Origin of the sequence: Pseudomonas sp. NPDC089406 (assembly GCF_044900265.1) — a bacterium.
Taxonomy (GTDB): Bacteria; Pseudomonadota; Gammaproteobacteria; order Pseudomonadales; family Pseudomonadaceae; genus Aquipseudomonas; species Aquipseudomonas fakonensis.
Genome location: NZ_JBJDNC010000004.1, coordinates 196,825 through 214,003 on the forward strand (window position 1 = coordinate 196,825; position 17,179 = coordinate 214,003).

The window sequence follows — 17,179 nt, forward strand, 5'->3', positions numbered from 1 at the left end:
GCCGGGGCACCCATGGCGCATGGCCAAGGGCTTGAAACGACCGCTGCCATCAGCCCGGCACGAGGCCGGGCGGGGCAGAAGCTTTGCGTAGAACGTCTGTATCAGTACAGACGAACGGCGCGGCGCTGTTCGCGCTGAACTTTCTTGGCGTGACGCTTAACAGCAGCAGCTGCTTTGCGCTTACGCTCTGCGGTCGGCTTCTCGTAAAACTCGCGGCTACGAACTTCAGCCAGTACACCGGCTTTTTCGCAGGAGCGCTTGAAACGACGCAGAGCTACGTCGAAGGGTTCGTTCTCTTTAACTTTGACGGCTGGCATCCAGGGCTACCTTAATTCATTACCGGGGTAGACGTGCTCCTGGCAAAACATAAGGTGTGCTGGAGAACGTCGGTTTTCAAGGGTTGCGGATGTTAACCCTTAGCTGGCCGGAATGCAAAGCCTCTGATCGAAAACCGCTGGTCGGCACTGGGTACGGGGACTATCATGCGCGGCTTCGAATTCAGCCTCTACAAGGCACGGACCCATGCTAGTACTGGGATTGGAAACATCCTGCGACGAAACTGGCGTCGCATTATACGACAGTGAACGCGGCCTGTTGGCCGACGCGCTGTTCAGCCAGATCGACCTGCACCGCGCCTTTGGCGGCGTGGTGCCCGAGCTCGCCTCGCGCGATCACGTCAAGCGCATGCTGCCGCTGATCCGCCAGGTGCTGCAGGAGGCCGACTGCGTCGCCACCGACATCGACGCCATCGCCTACACCGCAGGCCCGGGCCTGGTGGGCGCGCTGCTGGTGGGCGCCTCCTGCGCCCAGGCGCTGGCGTTCGCCTGGGGCATACCGTCCATCGGCGTGCACCATATGGAAGGCCACCTGCTGGCACCGATGCTCGAAGAGCAGCCGCCGGAGTTTCCGTTCGTCGCCTTGTTGGTGTCGGGCGGCCATACGCAGTTGGTGAAGGTCGACGGCATCGGCCAGTACGAGCTGCTGGGCGAGAGCCTGGACGACGCCGCTGGCGAGGCCTTCGACAAGACGGCCAAGCTGATCGGCCTGAATTACCCGGGCGGCCCCGAAATCGCCCGTCTGGCCGAGCACGGCACGCCGGGGCGCTTTACCTTCCCGCGGCCGATGTGCGACCGCCCGGGCCTGCAGTTCAGTTTCAGCGGCCTGAAAACCTTCGCCCTGAACACCTGGCAGCAGTGCCGTGATGCCGGTGACGACAACGAACAAACCCGTTGCGACGTGTCGCTGGCGTTCCAGCAGGCGGTGGTGGAGACTTTGACCTTCAAGTGCAAGCGCGCCCTCAAGCAGACCGGCCTCAAGCGCCTGGTCATCGCCGGTGGCGTGAGCGCCAACAAGGCCTTGCGCGAATCATTGGAAGACATGCTGGCCAGCATCAAGGGCAACGTTTACTACGCCCGCCCGCGGTTTTGCACCGACAACGGCGCCATGATCGCCTATGCCGGTTGCCAGCGTCTGCTGGCCGGGCAGCAGCAGGACCTGGCAATCAGCGTGCAGGCGCGCTGGCCGATGGAGCAGCTGCCGCCGGTCTGAAACTTGCCGGGCAGGCTAGAAATGCCGTTCGCGCCCGGCGAACAGGTCGCGCAGGTTACTGCGGTGGCGCCACACGATCATCAGCGTCAGCACGGTCATCGGCAGCAGCGCAGAAGGCTCGCGCCAGGCCAGCAGGGGCAGTGTCAGCGGGGTGGCGATCAGCGCCGCGAGCGAGCTGGTGCGGGTGAGGCGGAAGGTCAACAGCCAGGCGCCGATGGCCAGCAGCGCCGCCGGGAAGTACAGGGCCATGAGCATGCCGGCCGCAGTGGCCACGCCCTTGCCGCCCTGGAAGCGGAAGTACAGCGGCAGCAGGTGGCCGAGCACGGCGCAGACGCCGACCCAGGCTTGCTCCTGCAGGTCGAGCCCGGCCAGGCGAGCCAGCAGCACGGGCAGCATGCCCTTGCACAGATCGCCGAGCAGGGTGAGGATCGCCAGCTTGCGCCCTGCCAGGCGCAGCATGTTGGTGGCGCCGGCGTTGCCCGAACCGCTGGAGCGCGGGTCGGGGCTGCCGCTGAGGCGGCTCAGGACGATGGCGAAAGACACGGAGCCAAGCAGGTAGGCAAGCAGCGCCAGTGACCAAAACATGCTAACTATTCCGGGCGAGGACGCCCCCGATTCTAACGGCGCCCGTCGCCCTTGTCGTGCTGTGGAGAGAAGTGCTTGGACAGAGTGTTCATCGAAGGCCTGGAAGTCGATACCGTCATCGGTGCCTATGACTGGGAGCGGGATATTCGCCAGTGCCTGCGCCTGGACCTGAATTTTGCCTGGGACAACCGCCCGGCCGCCGCCGGTGACGACCTGGCCCTGGCGCTGGACTACGCCAGCGTGACGGCGCGTATCCAGGCATTTGCCGAGCAGGCCCGCTTCGAACTGGTGGAGACCTTCGCCGAGCGCCTGGTGGCGGTGCTGATGGCTGAGTTCAACATTCCCTGGGTGCGGCTGAAACTGACCAAGCCGGGCGCGGTACCGGCGGCCCGTGGCGGTGTGGGCGTGGAGATCGAGCGCGGATGTCTGTGAGTACGGTTTACCTCGGGCTTGGCAGCAACATCGACCGCGAGCGGCACCTGTGCGCGGGGCTCGATGCGCTGGCGGCAATACTCACCGACATGCGCTGCTCGCCGGCGTTCGAGAGCCAGGCGGTGGGGATCAAGAGCGGGCCGTTCATCAACTTCGTGGTAACTGGCAAAACCGACCTGCCGCTGCTGGAGCTGGACCGCCGGCTCAAGTTCATCGAGGCCGACAATGGCCGCTACGCACCGGACCGCAAGGGCCTGCCGCTGGATATCGACGTGCTAATGTATGACGGCCTGCACGGCACCTTCGACGGTTTGGTGCTGCCGCGTGCGGAAATTCTGAAGAACGCCTTTGTGCTGTGGCCGCTGGCGCTGCTGGCGCCGGAGCTGGTGCACCCGGGGGCGGGCAAGCCCATGGCGCAGCTGTGGCACGAGGCGAGCATCGACCAGGTGCTGGCGCCGGTGGCGTTCGAGTGGCGGGGGTTGCAGCTGACTGCGGTGTAAGCCTGTTCCGGCCTCTTCGCGGGCAAGCCCGCTCCCACAGGGCCGCTACAGCCATCGAGAATCAACCTGCCGTGTAGGCCTCAAGCGCCTTCAGCCGCTCAGCCTTGAGCGCTTCACCCAGGCTCTGGCCAGTCAGCCCTTGCTCCACCAACGGCTTCACATCCACGGCCCGTGCGGCCTCAGCGGCACCGCGCAGGTATTCGCCCTGTGGATAACCCGAACCCCGCGCCGCCATTTCACAGGCGGCGATGAAGTCCTCGAAACGCTGCGGGCGTCGGTACACATCGAACTTCTGCAGCATTTCCAGCAGGTCTGCCGGCGCCAGTGCCAGTGCCTGGTCGGCACGCTCGGCGAACTCACCCACCAATGCCGCAAGTTCCTGGCATTCACGCGGGGCCTTGAAGCGCTGGTTGAGCGCCTTGATCGCCGCCGCCTCACGCCCGCGCAGCAGGCAGGCCCAGCGCACCGGCAATGTTTGCTGGTGCCGGGCAGCCTGGTGCAGTGCGGGCAGGGTGTCTGCGCCTTGTACAAGCTCCGGCATCAGCTCTTCAAGTGCGCCACAGCTGCGCAGCACTTCGATGAACACCTGTGGCTCGCTTTCCATCAGCGCCCGCTCGATTTCCTTCCAGCTGCGTTCGGCGGTCAGCGCCTGCAACTCGCCCGACCCGGCGATCTGGCGCATCAGTGCCAGCGTCTCGTCGGCAACCTTGAAACCCAGCGGCGCGTAGCGGGCGGCAAAACGCGCAACGCGCAGAACGCGCAAGGGATCTTCGGCGAATGCCGGGGAAACATGGCGCAGAATGCGTTGATCGAGGTCGCGTTTGCCGTGGTACGGGTCGTACAGCGTGCCCGTTTCGTCCTCGGCCATGGCGTTGATGGTCAGGTCGCGACGAATCAGGTCGTCTTCCAGCGTCACATCCGGGCTTGCGTGGAAGGTGAAGCCGCCGTAGCCGCGCCCGCTTTTGCGCTCGGTGCGGGCCAGGGCGTATTCCTCGCCGGTGTGCGGGTGCAGGAACACCGGGAAATCGGCACCGACGGGGCGAAAGCCCTGGGCCTGCATCTGTTCGACGGTGGCGCCGACCACCAGCCAGTCGACATCGCTGACCGGGCGGCCGAGCAGGCGGTCGCGCACGGCGCCGCCAACCTTGTAGATCTGCATGTGAAACCTCCATTTCTGCCGACAGGATAACGTGTCGGCAGAAATGAAGCAGGCTAGAGGTGGTGCACCACGGCCAGGTCCATCCGTCCATAGTCACCGGTGTCGCCGTGTTCGTTGCGCGGCGGCATGTGGTGGGTCTTCATTACCTGCTCGCCCTGTACGGTCTCCAGGTGGATGTCGAAGCCCCACAGCCGGTGCAGGTGCTTGAGCACCTCGTCGGTGGAATCGCCCAGCGGCTTGCGGTTGTGCTGCTGGTGGCGAAGGGTGAGGGAGCGGTCGCCGCGCCGGTCGATGCTCCAGATCTGCACGTTGGGCTCGCGGTTGCCCAGGTTGTATTGCGCGGCCAGCTGTTCGCGAATGGTGCGGTAGCCGTCTTCGTCGTGGATCGCCGGTACCAGCAGGTCATCGCGCTGGTCGTCGTCGAGGATGCTGAACAGCTTGAGATCGCGGATCACCTTCGGTGACAGGTACTGCAGGATGAAGCTTTCATCCTTGAAGCTGCTCATGGCGAACTTGATGGTCGACAGCCAGTCGCTGCCGGCAATGTCGGGGAACCAGCGGCGGTCTTCCTCGGTGGGGTTTTCGCACATGCGGCGGATGTCGGTGTACATGGCAAAACCCAGGGCGTAGGGGTTGATGCCGCTGTAGTACGGGCTGTCGAAGCCGGGTTGGAAAACCACGCTGGTGTGCGACTGCAAGAACTCCATCATGAAGCCTTCGGTGATAAGGCCTTCGTCATACAGGTCGTTCATCAGGGTGTAGTGCCAGAAGGTCGCCCAACCCTCGTTCATTACCTGGGTTTGCCGCTGCGGGTAGAAGTACTGGGCGATCTTGCGCACGATACGCACCACTTCGCGTTGCCAGGGTTCGAGCAGCGGAGCGTTCTTCTCGATGAAATAAAGGATGTTTTCCTGTGGTTCGGAAGGGAACCGCGCATCGTCGCGCTCCCCGCCTTTTTCGGCGCTCTTGGGGATGGTGCGCCACAGGTCGTTGATCTGGCGCTGCAAATGCTCTTCACGGTCTTTCTGGCGCCGCCGTTCTTCTTCGGCGGAGATCGGGTAGGGGCGCTTGTAGCGGTCGACGCCGTAGTTCATCAGCGCGTGGCAGGAATCGATCAGGTCTTCCACGGCATCGATGCCATGGCGCTCCTCGCACTGGGCGATGTACTGCTTGGCGAACACCAGGTAATCGATGATCGAGGTGGCATCGGTCCAGGTGCGGAACAGGTAGTTGCCCTTGAAGAAGCTGTTGTGGCCGTAGCAGGCGTGGGCAATCACCAGTGCCTGCATGCACATGGTGTTCTCTTCCATCAGGTAGGCGATGCAGGGGTCGGAGTTGATCACGATCTCGTAGGCCAGGCCCATCTGGCCGCGGCTGTAGGACTTTTCGGTGCTGAGGAACTGCTTGCCGTAGGACCAGTGGTGGTAACCCAGCGGCATGCCCACCGAGGCGTAGGCGTCCATCATCTGCTCGGCGGTGATTACCTCGATCTGGTTGGGGTAGGTATCCAGGGCGTAGCGCGCGGCCAGGCGGCTGATTTCGCGGTCGTACGTCTGGATCAGCTCGAAGGTCCACTCCGAGCCGACTGAAATGGGCTGGCGTCTCTGTTCTCTGGCGGTCATGTGGCTAACCTGCGCTGGAAGAGTTCACGGAAGACCGGGTAGATGTCGCCGGCCGATACCAACTGTTGCTGGGCGAAGGTGTCGGGGAAGCTTTCGCCGATACGCTCGTATTCGTACCACAGCGCCTGATGCTCACGCGGGGTGATCTCGACGTAAGTGTAGTACTGCACGTGGGGCATGATCTGCTTGGACAGGATGTCGCGGCAGATCGGCGAGTCGTCGTTCCAGTTGTCACCGTCGGAGGCTTGTGCGGCGTAGATGTTCCAGTCGCTGGCCGGGTAGCGTTCGGCCATGATCTCCTGCATCAGCTTGAGCGCGCTGGAGACGATGGTGCCGCCGGTCTCGCGGGAATAGAAAAACTCTTCCTCGTCCACTTCGCGGGCGCTGGTGTGGTGGCGGATGAACACCACTTCGATGCGGTCGTAGTTCCGTTTGAGGAACAGGTACAAGAGGATGAAGAAACGCTTGGCGATGTCCTTGGTGGCCTGGGTCATCGAACCGGAGACGTCCATCAGGCAGAACATCACGGCTTTCGAGCTGGGGTTGGGCTGCTTGACCAGCAGGTTGTACTTGAGGTCGAAGGTGTCGAGGAACGGCAGGCGGTTGATGCGTGCCTTCAACCGCACGATCTCGGCTTCGGTCTCTTGAATGTCGGTGAAGTTGTCAGGTTCTTCGACCCGCAGGCGCTCCAGCTCCTTTTGCGCCTCGCGCAGCAGTGCGCGGCTGCTGCCGGTCAGGGCGATGCGCCGGGCATGGGCTGAACGCAGGGTGCGCACGATGTTGATGCGTGACGGGTTGCCTTCGTTGGCGATGCCGGCGCGCACGGTTTTGAAAGTGTCGGCGCCGGTGAGGTGGCGCTTGACCAGGTTGGGCAGCTCGAGGTCTTCGAACATGAATTCGAGGAACTCTTCCTGGGTGATCTGGAAGACGAACTCGTCCATGCCTTCGCCGGAGTTGCCGGCCTTGCCGCGCCCGCCGCCACCGCCGCCGCCCTGCGGGCGGGCGATGTGCTCGCCTGCGGTGAATTCCTTGTTGCCGGGGTGAACCACGGTCTGCTTGCCGCCGCGGCCGTGGTGCAGCACCGGCTCGTCGATGTCGCGGCCGGGGATGCTGATCTGCTCGCCATGTTCCATGTCCATGATGGAGCGGCGGCTTACGGCTTCTTCGACGGCTTTCTTGATGTGCTCACGGTAGCGCCGCAAGAAGCGCTGGCGGTTGACCGTGCTCTTGTTCTTGCCGTTCAGGCGTCGGTCGATTACGTAGCTCATAGGCCCTCCGATAGCGGGTTACAGCTGCAAGCTTCAAGCTACGAGCTGCAAGCAAAAGCGCTGGCTGGCGCCACGGTTGCGGGGGCGCCTGCGCGCACCCGCCCGTGACGTTTCGCTTTTACTGCGATTTGCGGACCCGCAGGTACCATTCCGACAGCAGGCGTACCTGTTTGTCGGTGTAGCCGCGTTCGACCATTCGGGTGACGAAGTCGTTGTGTTTCTGTTGATCCTCCTTGCTGGCCTTGGCATTGAAGCTGATGACCGGAAGCAGGTCTTCGGTGTTGGAGAACATTTTCTTCTCGATCACCACCCGCAGCTTCTCGTAGCTGAGCCAGCTGGGGTTCTTGCCGTTGTTGTTGGCGCGGGCACGCAGCACGAAGTTGACGATCTCGTTGCGGAAGTCCTTCGGATTGCTGATGCCGGCCGGTTTCTCGATTTTTTCCAGCTCTTCGTTGAGGGCGATGCGGTTGAGGATTTCGCCGGTTTCCGGGTCGCGGTATTCCTGGTCCTGGATCCAGAAGTCGGCGTACAACACGTAGCGGTCGAAGATGTTTTGCCCGTACTCGCTGTAGGACTCCAGGTACGCGGTCTGGATTTCCTTGCCGATGAACTCGATGTAGCGCGGGGCCAGGTACTCTTTCAAATAGCGCAGGTAACGCTCGCGCACCTCGGCCGGGAACTGCTCCTGCTCGATCTGCTGTTCCAGCACATACAGCAGGTGCACCGGGTTGGCGGCCACTTCATGGGGGTCGAAGTTGAACACCTTGGAGAGGATCTTGAAGGCGAAACGGGTCGACAGGCCGTTCATGCCCTCGTCGACGCCGGCGGAGTCGCGGTACTCCTGGATCGACTTGGCTTTGGGGTCGGTATCCTTGAGGTTCTCGCCGTCATACACGCGCATTTTCGAGTAGATGTTCGAGTTTTCCGGCTCCTTGAGCCGCGACAGCACGGTGAACTGGGCGAGCATCTTCAGTGTGTCGGGCGCGCAATGGGCCTTGGCCAGCGAGCTGTTGATCAGCAGCTTGTCGTAGATCTTGATCTCGTCGCTGACCCGCAGGCAGTACGGCACCTTGACGATATAGATACGGTCGATGAAGGCTTCGTTGTTCTTGTTGTTGCGGAAGGTGTGCCACTCCGATTCGTTGGAGTGGGCCAGCAGGATGCCGGTGTAGGGAATCGCGCCAAGGCCCTCGGTGCTGTTGTAGTTGCCTTCCTGCGTTGCAGTGAGCAGCGGGTGCAGCACTTTGATGGGGGCTTTGAACATCTCGACGAATTCCATCAGGCCCTGGTTGGCCCGGCACAGCGCGCCCGAATAGCTGTAAGCGTCGGCGTCGTTCTGCGGGAATTCCTCGAGCTTGCGGATATCCACCTTGCCCACCAGCGCCGAGATATCCTGGTTGTTCTCGTCACCGGGTTCGGTCTTGGCGATGGCTATCTGGTTGAGGATGGAGGGGTAGAGCTTGACCACCCGGAACTTGCTGATGTCGCCGCCGAACTCCTGCAGGCGCTTGGTGGCCCAGGGCGACATGATGGTGTTGAGGTAGCGCCGCGAGATGCCGTATTCCTCTTCGAGGATCGCCCCGTCTTCGGTGGCGTTGAACAGGCCCAGGGGCGATTCGAATACCGGTGAGCCCTTGATGGCGTAGAAGGGCACCTTTTCCATCAGCTGCTTGAGTTTTTCGGCCAGTGACGACTTGCCGCCGCCGACCGGGCCCAGCAGATAGAGGATTTGTTTCTTCTCTTCCAGGCCTTGGGCGGCGTGGCGGAAGTAGGAGACGATCTGGTCGATGCACTCTTCCATGCCATGGAAGTCGGCAAAGGCCGGATAGCGGCGAATCACCTTGTTGGAGAAGATCCGCGACAGCCTGGAGTTGCTTGAGGTGTCGATCAGTTCCGGCTCACCGATGGCCAGCAACAGCCGTTCAGCCGCCGATGCGTAGGCACTGCGATCCTCTTTGCACAGCTCGAGGTACTCCTGCAGCGAGAGTTCTTCCTGGCGCGTGGACTCGAAGCGTTGTTGGAAGTGGCTAAAAATACTCATGACGTCACCTCGCTCGATACGTGGAGACGACGCCGGATCAGTCAGCTGATGCTGGCATGCAATCGGGGAAACCGACTGCTGTATACCCCCCAGAACACCCTGAAACGCTACCGATGACCCGCACGCCGGTGTACCGGCTCTCCCCTTTTTTGGATGGCCTGTGCTTAAGAGTAGTTGGTTCTGGCCAAGGTCAAGGGCGGGGAGCCAAGAAGACGCCTACGACCGTTCGTCAGGTCAGGCGCGAGCCCGCAGGGAATGCGGGCTGCAGTAAAAATGAAAAAATTACTCGGCGCTGCCCTGGGCGGTTTCGGCCGGGTAGGTGGCGCGCCACAGCTCGAAGCCGCCGTCCACGCTGTAGACCTCGGAGAAGCCCTGGCCGACCAGGTAGGCGGCGGCGCTCTGGCTGGAATTGCCGTGGTAGCAGACCACCAGGGTAGGGGCGTCGAGGTCGGCGTTGCGGATGAAATCGGCCACCGAGTGGTTGTCCAGGTGCCGGGCGCCGGTGATGTGGCCGGCGGCGAAAGCCTGCGGGTCGCGAATGTCGACCACGACGGCGCCTTGAGCGCGCAGGGCCAGGGCCTGTTCAGGGGGGATGCGCTTGAATTCGCTCATGGGGTGGTTCCTTCAGAACTGATCGAGGGGGCAGCCGGCGGGCGCGGGGTGCCTTCGCGGGTGCAGTCACAGCGGTGATATTCGCCGCTGTCGACGTTGTACAGGGTCATGGCGCCGCCCCACACGCAGCCGGTGTCGAGGGCGATCACGCCGGGCACATCGACGCGGCCTTCAAGGGCAGCCCAGTGGCCGAAGATGATCTTCACGTGGCGTGAGCGGCGCTCGGGGTGGTCGAACCAGGGCTTGTAGCCTTTCGGTGCGCTGTCCAGGCCCTCCTTGCTCTTGAGGTCAAGCTTGCCGGTGGCTGTGCAGAAGCGCATACGGGTGAAGTAGTTGGTGATCACCCGCAGGCGTTCGATGCCGGCGAGGTCCTTGCTCCACTTGTTCGGCTCGTTGCCGTACATGCCATCGAGGTAAGGCTGCAGGCGGTTGTCGTCGCGCAGCACCTGCTCGACCTCTGCCGCCAGTTCCAGGGCCCGGCCCAGGGTCCACTGCGGCGGTATGCCGGCGTGGGCCATGGCGATACCGCGGGCTTCGTCGTAGTGCAGCAGCTTCTGATGGCGCAGCCAGTCGAACAGGCGGTCGGCGTCGGGGGCTTCGATGATCTCGCGCAGTGTGTCGCTTTTTTTCAGGCGCTCGACGTTGTGCCAGGCGGCCAGCAGGTGCAGGTCGTGGTTGCCCAGTACGCAGACCAGCGCGTGGCGGATCGAATACAGGTAGCGCAAGGTTTCCAGCGACTCGGGGCCACGGTTGACCAGGTCGCCCACCAGCCACAGGCGGTCGACGGCCGGGTCGAAGCGCACGCGTTCGAGCAGGCACTTGAGTGGCTGCAGGCAGCCCTGCAGGTCACCGACCGCATAGGTGGCCATCAGTGCAGCGCCCCGGGCACCGCCAGGCGGAACGGGGCGACCGGCGCGTCGAAGCGTTTGCCGTCTTCGGCGAACATCTGGTAGCTGCCCTGCATGGTGCCGACCCGGGTGCCGATCACCGCGCCACTGCTGTAGGTGTGGCTTTGGCCTGGCTCGATCAGCGGTTGCTGGCCGATCACTCCGGCGCCGCGCACTTCCTCGACCTCGCCGTCACCGTTGGTGATCAGCCAATGGCGGGACATCAGCTTGGCGCTGAGCGTGCCGTTGTTCTGCACGGTGATGGTGTACGCGAAGGCGAAACGATTGCTTTCGGGGTCGGATTGGTCTTTGAGGTAGCGGGTCACGACGCTGACGTCGATCTGGTAGCGGGGGTCGGACATGCAAGGGCCTTGGGGAACTGACGCAATAACGCAGTCTAGGCCATTGGGAGGGGGGAGGGCCAGCGGTGTAGGGGGAGGGAGATGAGTGTCGTCAGTGCCGGCCTCTTCGCGGGGCAAGCCCGCTCCCACAGGTATCGCATAATTCCTGTAGGAGCCGGCTTGCCGGCGATGGCTTTTACTGCTGCTGTTCGGCCAGCTTGTCGGCCAGGCGCACGAAGGCGGCCAGGTCGAGCTGCTCGGGGCGCAGGCTGCCATCGACGCCGGCGGCTTCGATGGCCTGGCTGTCGAGCACGCCCTTGAGCGTGTTGCGCAGGGTTTTGCGGCGCTGGTTGAAAGCTTCGCGGACCACGTGTTCCAGCAGTTTCGGGCTTTTGGCCGGGTGCGGCAGCACCTCGTGGGGCACCAGGCGCACGATGGCCGAGTCGACCTTCGGTGGCGGGTTGAAGGCACCAGGGCCGACGTTGAACAGGTGCTCCACGCGGCAGTGGTACTGCACCATGATCGACAGCCGGCCCCAGTCGCCGCCGCCAGGGCCTGCGGCCATGCGCTCGACCACTTCCTTTTGCAGCATGAAGTGCATGTCGCGAATCAGGTGGGCGTGATTGAGCAGGTGGAAGATCAGCGGGGTGGAGATGTTGTAGGGCAGGTTGCCGACCACCTTGAGGCTGCGCTCGGGCACACCCAACTGGTTGAAGTCGAACTTCAGCGCATCGCCCTGGTGCAGGCGGAAGTTGTCACGGCCGGCGAACTTGTGTTGCAGGATCGGCACCAGGTCCTTGTCCAGCTCTACCACGTCCAGCTGTGCGCCGCTGCCCAGCAGGCCCTCGGTCAGGGCGCCCTGGCCCGGGCCGATTTCCAGCAGGTGTTCGCCGGCCTTGGCGTTGATCGCCCGCAGAATGCGGTCGATGATCCCTGCGTCGTGCAGGAAGTTCTGGCCGAAGCGCTTGCGCGCCCGGTGTTGGTATTGCTCGTTCATGGTCGGTTCTCGGCCATCTGGTAGGCGGTGTGCAGGGCGACGCGCAGGCTGCCGGTATCGACCTTGCCGCTGCCGGCCAGGTCCAGGGCGGTGCCGTGGTCGACCGAGGTGCGGATGATCGGCAGGCCCAGCGTCACGTTGACTGCAGCGCCGAAGCCTTTGTACTTGAGTACCGGCAGGCCCTGGTCGTGGTACATCGCCAGCACTGCGTCGCAGTGCTCCAGATATTTGGGGGTAAACAGGGTATCGGCCGGCAGCGGGCCGCGCAGGTCCATGCCTTCGGCGCGCAGGCGCTCAAGCGCAGGCTCGATGATGTCGATTTCTTCGCGGCCCAGGTGGCCGCCTTCTCCGGCGTGGGGGTTGAGCCCGCAGACCAGGATGCGTGGGTTGGCGATACCGAACTTGTCGCGCATGTCTGCGTGCAGGATGCGGGTGACCCGTTCCAGGCGCTCAGGGGTGATGGCGTCGGCGATATCGCGCAGGGGCAGGTGAGTGGTGACCAGGGCCACGCGCAGGCCATGGGTGGCCAGCATCATTACCACCTGCCGGGTGTGGGTGAGGTCGGCGAGGAATTCGGTATGCCCGGAGAAGGCAATACCGCTCTCGTTGATCACGCCCTTGTGCACTGGCGCTGTGATCATCCCGGCGAAATCGCCGTTCAGGCAGCCGTTGCCGGCGCGGGTGAGGGTTTCGAGGACGAACGCGGCATTGGCCTTGTCCAGCTGGCCGGCCGTAACCGGTTTGGCCAGGGCAGTGTCCCATACATACAGGCTGCCCGCAGGCGCGGGCTGGTCGGGGAACTGGCCGGGGGCAACCGGTAGCAGGCTGACGGCCAGCCCCAGCTGCGTGGCCCGCTCGGCGAGCAGGTCACGGCTGGTGATGGCGATCAGGGGGTGGGGCTGGGCCTCGGCGGCGAGCAGCAGGCACAGGTCGGGGCCTATGCCGGCCGGTTCGCCGGGTGTAACGGCGAAGCGCAGGGGCTTCACTGGGCGGCCTGGTCAGCGCCAGGCAGCTTGATTTCAACGTAGGCTTCGTCGCGGATCTGGCGCAGCCAGGTCTGCAGCTCTTCGTCGTACTTGCGGTTGCGCAACACGCTCATGGCCTGCTGTTCACGGGCCTGCTCGGTGCTGTCGGTGGCGCGGCGGCCCAGCACTTCCAGTACGTGCCAGCCGTATTGGGTCTGGAACGGCTTGGTCACGACGCCTTGCTGGGCATTGGCCATCTGCTCGCGGAACTCCGGCACCAGGCTGTTCGGGTCGACCCAGTTGAGGTCGCCACCGTTGAGTGCCGAGCCCGGGTCTTCCGAGAAGCTCTTCGCAAGTTCTGCGAAGTCTTCGCCGTTCTCGATGCGCTCGTAGATACGCTCGGCCAATTGCTTGGTGGCCGCTTCGTTGCGGATCTCGCTTGGCTTGATCAGGATGTGGCGCACATGCACTTCGTCACGCAGCACGCTTTCGCTACCGCCACGCTTCTCTTCCAGCTTGAGGATGATGAAGCCGTTGGGGATGCGGATCGGCTGGGTGATGTCGCCGATGGCCATGCTGCTGAGCATCTTGGCGAAGTCAGGTGGCAGCTGGCCGGCTTTGCGCCAGCCCATCTCGCCGCCTTCCAGGGCGTTTTCACTGGCCGAGTTGGCGATTGCCAGCTGGCCGAAGTCGGCGCCTTGGCGCAGTTGCTGGTAGACGTCACCGACCTTGCGCGCCGCTTTTTGAATGTCTTCTGAGTTGGCGGCTTCCGGGGTGGGGATGAGGATGTTGGCGAGGCGGTACTCTTCCGACATCTGCATCTTGCCCATGTCCGAGTTGAGGAAGTTCTTCACTTCCTGCTCGGACACCTGGATGCGCTCGGCCACGCGGCGCTGACGCACGCGGCTGATGATCATCTCGCGCTTGACCTGCTCGCGAGCGTCGTCGAACGACAGGCCGTCGTGGGCCAGGGCTGCACGGAACTGCTCCAGCGACATGCCATTGCGCTGGGCAATGGTGCCGATGGCCTGGTTCAGCTCTTCGTCGGTGATGCGAATGCCGGAACGTTCGCCGATCTGCAACTGCAGGTTCTCGACGATCAGGCGCTCCAGCACCTGCTGTTCCAGGGCGCCGGAGGGCGGCACGCCACCACCGCGCTTGGCGATGGTCTGCTGCACTTCGCGCACGCGCTGGTCCAACTGGCTTTGCATGACCACGTCGTTGTCGACGATGGCCACTACGCGGTCAAGGGGTTGCGGGGCGGCATGCACCGCGCCGCTCAGCAATACAGCGCCCAGCAACACCGGGCGCAGTCGATCAATAAGCTTGGTCTTCACGTGTACGATAACCTTGAATGCCTTGGTCCAGGAACGACTCGACCTTGTTGCCCATGACGCCGCCGAGGCCCTTGAGCACGATTTGCAGGAAGACGCCATGGTCGCCCTTCTCGTTTGCCGGGGTGGCCTGGCTGAAGTCGTCGTAGTCGACCCAGTAACGGTTGATCAGACGCAGTTTCCAGCAGCAGCTGTCGTACTCGAAGCCACCGAAGGCTTCCAGTGTGCGGTTGCGGTTGTAGTCGTGCTGCCAGCGCGCGATGGCGTTCCACTGGGGAACGATCGGCCAGATGACCGAGAAGTCATGCTGCTGGATCTTGTAGTAATCCTTGATGTAGTTCGCGTCACCCGGGGTGCCGTAGTCGCCACCACCCACTTTCCACGTACCGGTAATCGAGTCGTAGTTGATGGTGTCGTTGCGGTAGCGGTAGCCGAGGTTGACGATCTTGTTCGGATTGTCCTCAGGCTGGTAGTGGAACATGGCACTGGCCGAACGGGTGCTGCTGCTGTCCGGGTCCCAGTTGAAGTCCGAATTGAAGCGCCAGTCGCGGTTGAAGGCGTATTCGTACTCCAGCGCATAAGGTGACGTGCTGGACTGGCTGTCCTTGCGGGTGCGGTAGTCGATGCCCGGCAGCTGGACCTTGCGGTCTTCGAAGTAGTAGGCCTGGCCAATGCTGAAACGCTGACGCTGGAAGCCGTTCGGCTCGACCCAGCGGCTGGTCACGCCCAGCGACAGCTTGTTCTCGTCACCGATGCGGTCGGTGCCGGAGAAGCGGTTGTCACGGAACAGCGAGCTGTAGTTGAACAGGCTCTCGCCGGTGTCGAACAGCGGGATGTCCGATTGGTCCTTGTTCGGGACGTAGAGGTAGAACAGGCGCGGTTCGAGGGTCTGGCGGTACTCTTGGCCGAACAACTGGGTGTTGCGATCAAAGTACAGGCCGCTGTCCACACTGAAGACCGGGATGTCGCGGTTGATCGAGCTGCTGTAGCTGCCGTAGCCGGGTTTCGACGCCAGGGTCACCGCCTCAGCCCGACCTTGGCTGTCCAGGTCGAGGTTGTAGTTGGTGTAGACGTATTTGAGCTTCGGTGTGACGTAGCCGTAGCCGGCTTCCATCGGCAGGCTGATGGCCGGTGCGAATTTCAGGCGCGTGCCGTTGGCCCGGGCGATGCCGGCGATGTTCTGGTCCAGGCGGCGGCCGTCGAGGCCGGCAGTGGTGTCCAACTCGCCGTCCTCGTTGAACACCGGGCCGTGCTTGAGGTCACGTTCGAAGCGCACCGCTTCGGATTCGTAGCTCAGGTCGAAGCCGCTCGGATGGAACGGCAGCATGCCGTTCAAGGTGACTTGAGGCAGGCGATCGTACGGCGTGACCTGCGACAGCGTGGCCATTTCGTAGGCATGCACGTTCAGGCGGGCGGTGTAGCTGTCGCCACGGTAGGTGAGTGCGCCTTGCTGGTCGACTACATCCTTGCTCTCGACGCCGATCTGGTCGGATTCGAGGTCTTGGAAGTAGAACGGGTCGCTGATGTCGGTGTAGTTCACCTCGGTCATCAAGCGCTCGTCCAGGCCACCCTTGTGCTGCCAGTTGATCATCCAGCGATCTTTCTGGTAGTCGGTCTGGTCCTTGCGGTCATCGTTCGCGTCGTTGAGGAACGCACCGCCGAACTGGCCTTCGCTGGACTTGGTCAGGTAGCGGAACTCACCTTCCATCAGCAGGCCGCGCTTGCTCATGTAGCGCGGGTACAACGTGGCGTCGTAGTTAGGCGCCAGGTTGAAGTAATAGGGCGTGACCAGCATGAAGCCGGAGTCGCCGCCGGTGCTGAACGACGGCGGCAGGAAGCCGGACTGGCGACGGTCGTCGATCGGGAAGTAGATATACGGCGTGTACAGCACCGGAATATCCTTGACCCGCAGGGTGACGTTGGTCGCGGTACCGAAACCGGTGGCCGGGTTCAGGGTGATGTTGTTGCCCTTGAGCTGCCATGCGTTGCTGCCCGGCTCACAGGTGGTATAGGTACCGTCCTTGAGGCGGATGATGGCGTTCTCGGCGCGCTTGGCGTACAGCGCGTTGCCGCGGATGTGCGACTTGTGCATCACGTATTCGGCGTTGTCGACCCGGGCTTCGCCGGTATCGAGCTGGATCTGCGCTTCGTCGCCGACTACCAACGTACCGTTGTCGCGGATCTTGACGTTGCCCTTGAGCTCGCCGCGGTTTTCGGTCTGGTACAGGTTGGCCTCGTCAGCTTCGGCCTGCATGCTGCCCTGGCGCATGACCACGTTACCGGCGAGCGTGGCAATTTGCTGCTCTTGCTGGTACTTGGACACCTTGGCGTTGATGTAGGTCGGCGACTCGTCCTTGGGCGTGGAGTCGTTCATGCCCGGGCGGATAGGCTCGATGTAGGCGCCACCGCAGTACGGGCCGGTTTCGGCCAGTTGCGCAGGGGTGAGCTTGTCACGCGGGACCCAGTCGAGGTGGCTGTAGTCTTCGCTGCGCGACTTCAGGCCACGGCCCTTGCTCTCGGTGACCTGCACAGGCTTGTCGGCCTGGGCTTCGGCGACCTCGCCAGCGGCCACCGGCGCATCGGCGCTGGCAGCGGCTGCACCTGGGTGCACTGGGCGTGGCGGCAGGTTGTTGGTGGTCTTGGGCTTGCAGTCCCAGCCACCGGCGGCGGACACTTGGCAGTCGAACTGCTCGGCTGCCATCACATACGACGAGGCCAGAGGCTGCAATGCCAGCAGACTGCCAGTCACCAGCAACGGAAACTTTCTACGAAACGCGGGGGATTTCAATGCCATCTTATTAGTCCGGGCTTCCTGCGTGCCATCTGCCCGCGTGTGGGGGCCGCACGCCTCTCGATGGTCTGAAAAAGATGCTGGATAATAAAGCATG

At 63.2% G+C, this 17,179-nt stretch carries 16 protein-coding genes; 3 read left to right on the top strand and 13 right to left on the bottom strand.

Annotated features, from left to right (window positions below; all coding sequences use genetic code 11):
• Positions 1 to 101: 101 nt before the first annotated feature.
• Positions 102 to 317 (bottom strand): 30S ribosomal protein S21, encoded by a 216-nt coding sequence (gene rpsU / locus ACI2KK_RS04610; protein WP_003255575.1) that lies wholly within the window; start codon positions 315 to 317, stop codon positions 102 to 104.
• Positions 318 to 522: 205 nt separating this feature from the next.
• On the opposite strand from rpsU, the gene tsaD reads away from it, so the two are divergent.
• Positions 523 to 1,548: a tRNA (adenosine(37)-N6)-threonylcarbamoyltransferase complex transferase subunit TsaD gene (tsaD, locus tag ACI2KK_RS04615; protein ID WP_404668051.1), complete on the top strand. Its 1,026-nt coding sequence runs from the start codon at positions 523 to 525 to the stop codon at positions 1,546 to 1,548.
• A 15-nt stretch (positions 1,549 to 1,563) separates the two neighbouring features.
• Here the strand turns inward: tsaD and plsY are convergent, their stop codons facing one another.
• Complete coding sequence (gene plsY / locus ACI2KK_RS04620) at positions 1,564 to 2,133, bottom strand: glycerol-3-phosphate 1-O-acyltransferase PlsY (RefSeq protein ID WP_217887465.1); 570 nt, start codon at positions 2,131 to 2,133, stop codon at positions 1,564 to 1,566.
• A gap of 75 nt (positions 2,134 to 2,208) precedes the next feature.
• Between plsY and folB the strand changes: the two genes are divergently transcribed.
• Both folB and folK read left to right on the top strand, forming a co-directional pair.
• Positions 2,209 to 2,565, top strand: a complete 357-nt coding sequence (gene folB / locus ACI2KK_RS04625; RefSeq protein WP_217887466.1) for a dihydroneopterin aldolase — start codon at positions 2,209 to 2,211, stop codon at positions 2,563 to 2,565.
• Complete coding sequence (gene folK / locus ACI2KK_RS04630) at positions 2,556 to 3,065, top strand: 2-amino-4-hydroxy-6-hydroxymethyldihydropteridine diphosphokinase (protein ID WP_404668052.1); 510 nt, start codon at positions 2,556 to 2,558, stop codon at positions 3,063 to 3,065. Before folB ends, folK begins: the two co-directional genes overlap by 10 nt.
• Before the next feature lie 61 nt (positions 3,066 to 3,126).
• Here folK and ACI2KK_RS04635 read toward each other — a convergent pair whose 3' ends face one another.
• The 11 genes from ACI2KK_RS04635 to ACI2KK_RS04685 form a co-directional block, all read right to left on the bottom strand.
• Entirely contained in the window at positions 3,127 to 4,224 is a 1,098-nt protein-coding gene (locus ACI2KK_RS04635) for a multifunctional CCA tRNA nucleotidyl transferase/2'3'-cyclic phosphodiesterase/2'nucleotidase/phosphatase (protein ID WP_404668053.1), read from the bottom strand.
• 53 nt (positions 4,225 to 4,277) lie between these two features.
• Positions 4,278 to 5,846, bottom strand: coding sequence for a SpoVR family protein (locus ACI2KK_RS04640; RefSeq protein ID WP_404668054.1), 1,569 nt, complete (start codon positions 5,844 to 5,846; stop codon positions 4,278 to 4,280).
• Complete coding sequence (locus ACI2KK_RS04645) at positions 5,843 to 7,114, bottom strand: YeaH/YhbH family protein (protein ID WP_217841489.1); 1,272 nt, start codon at positions 7,112 to 7,114, stop codon at positions 5,843 to 5,845. Before ACI2KK_RS04645 ends, ACI2KK_RS04640 begins: the two co-directional genes overlap by 4 nt.
• 118 nt (positions 7,115 to 7,232) lie before the next feature.
• Positions 7,233 to 9,155 carry a PrkA family serine protein kinase gene (locus ACI2KK_RS04650; protein ID WP_217841490.1) on the bottom strand — a complete coding sequence of 641 codons (1,923 nt, stop codon included), beginning with the start codon at positions 9,153 to 9,155 and terminating at the stop codon, positions 7,233 to 7,235.
• Positions 9,156 to 9,437: 282 nt separating this feature from the next.
• Positions 9,438 to 9,767 (bottom strand): thiosulfate sulfurtransferase GlpE, encoded by a 330-nt coding sequence (gene glpE, locus ACI2KK_RS04655; protein ID WP_404668055.1) that lies wholly within the window; start codon positions 9,765 to 9,767, stop codon positions 9,438 to 9,440.
• Positions 9,764 to 10,636, bottom strand: a complete 873-nt coding sequence (locus ACI2KK_RS04660; RefSeq protein WP_217887471.1) for a symmetrical bis(5'-nucleosyl)-tetraphosphatase — start codon at positions 10,634 to 10,636, stop codon at positions 9,764 to 9,766. Before ACI2KK_RS04660 ends, glpE begins: the two co-directional genes overlap by 4 nt.
• Entirely contained in the window at positions 10,636 to 11,016 is a 381-nt protein-coding gene (gene apaG, locus ACI2KK_RS04665; RefSeq protein ID WP_404668056.1) for a Co2+/Mg2+ efflux protein ApaG, read from the bottom strand. The genes ACI2KK_RS04660 and apaG overlap by 1 nt, the downstream gene beginning before the upstream one ends.
• Positions 11,017 to 11,191: 175 nt before the next feature.
• The gene (gene rsmA / locus ACI2KK_RS04670) at positions 11,192 to 11,992 is read right to left on the bottom strand and encodes a 16S rRNA (adenine(1518)-N(6)/adenine(1519)-N(6))-dimethyltransferase RsmA (protein WP_404668057.1); all 801 of its coding nucleotides are present in this window, start codon (positions 11,990 to 11,992) and stop codon (positions 11,192 to 11,194) included.
• Positions 11,989 to 12,978, bottom strand: coding sequence for a 4-hydroxythreonine-4-phosphate dehydrogenase PdxA (gene pdxA / locus ACI2KK_RS04675; protein ID WP_404668058.1), 990 nt, complete (start codon positions 12,976 to 12,978; stop codon positions 11,989 to 11,991). The genes rsmA and pdxA overlap by 4 nt, the downstream gene beginning before the upstream one ends.
• Complete coding sequence (surA, locus tag ACI2KK_RS04680; RefSeq protein ID WP_404668059.1) at positions 12,975 to 14,294, bottom strand: peptidylprolyl isomerase SurA; 1,320 nt, start codon at positions 14,292 to 14,294, stop codon at positions 12,975 to 12,977. Before surA ends, pdxA begins: the two co-directional genes overlap by 4 nt.
• Complete coding sequence (locus tag ACI2KK_RS04685) at positions 14,275 to 17,085, bottom strand: LPS-assembly protein LptD (RefSeq protein ID WP_404668060.1); 2,811 nt, start codon at positions 17,083 to 17,085, stop codon at positions 14,275 to 14,277. Before ACI2KK_RS04685 ends, surA begins: the two co-directional genes overlap by 20 nt.
• Positions 17,086 to 17,179 lie beyond the last annotated feature (94 nt).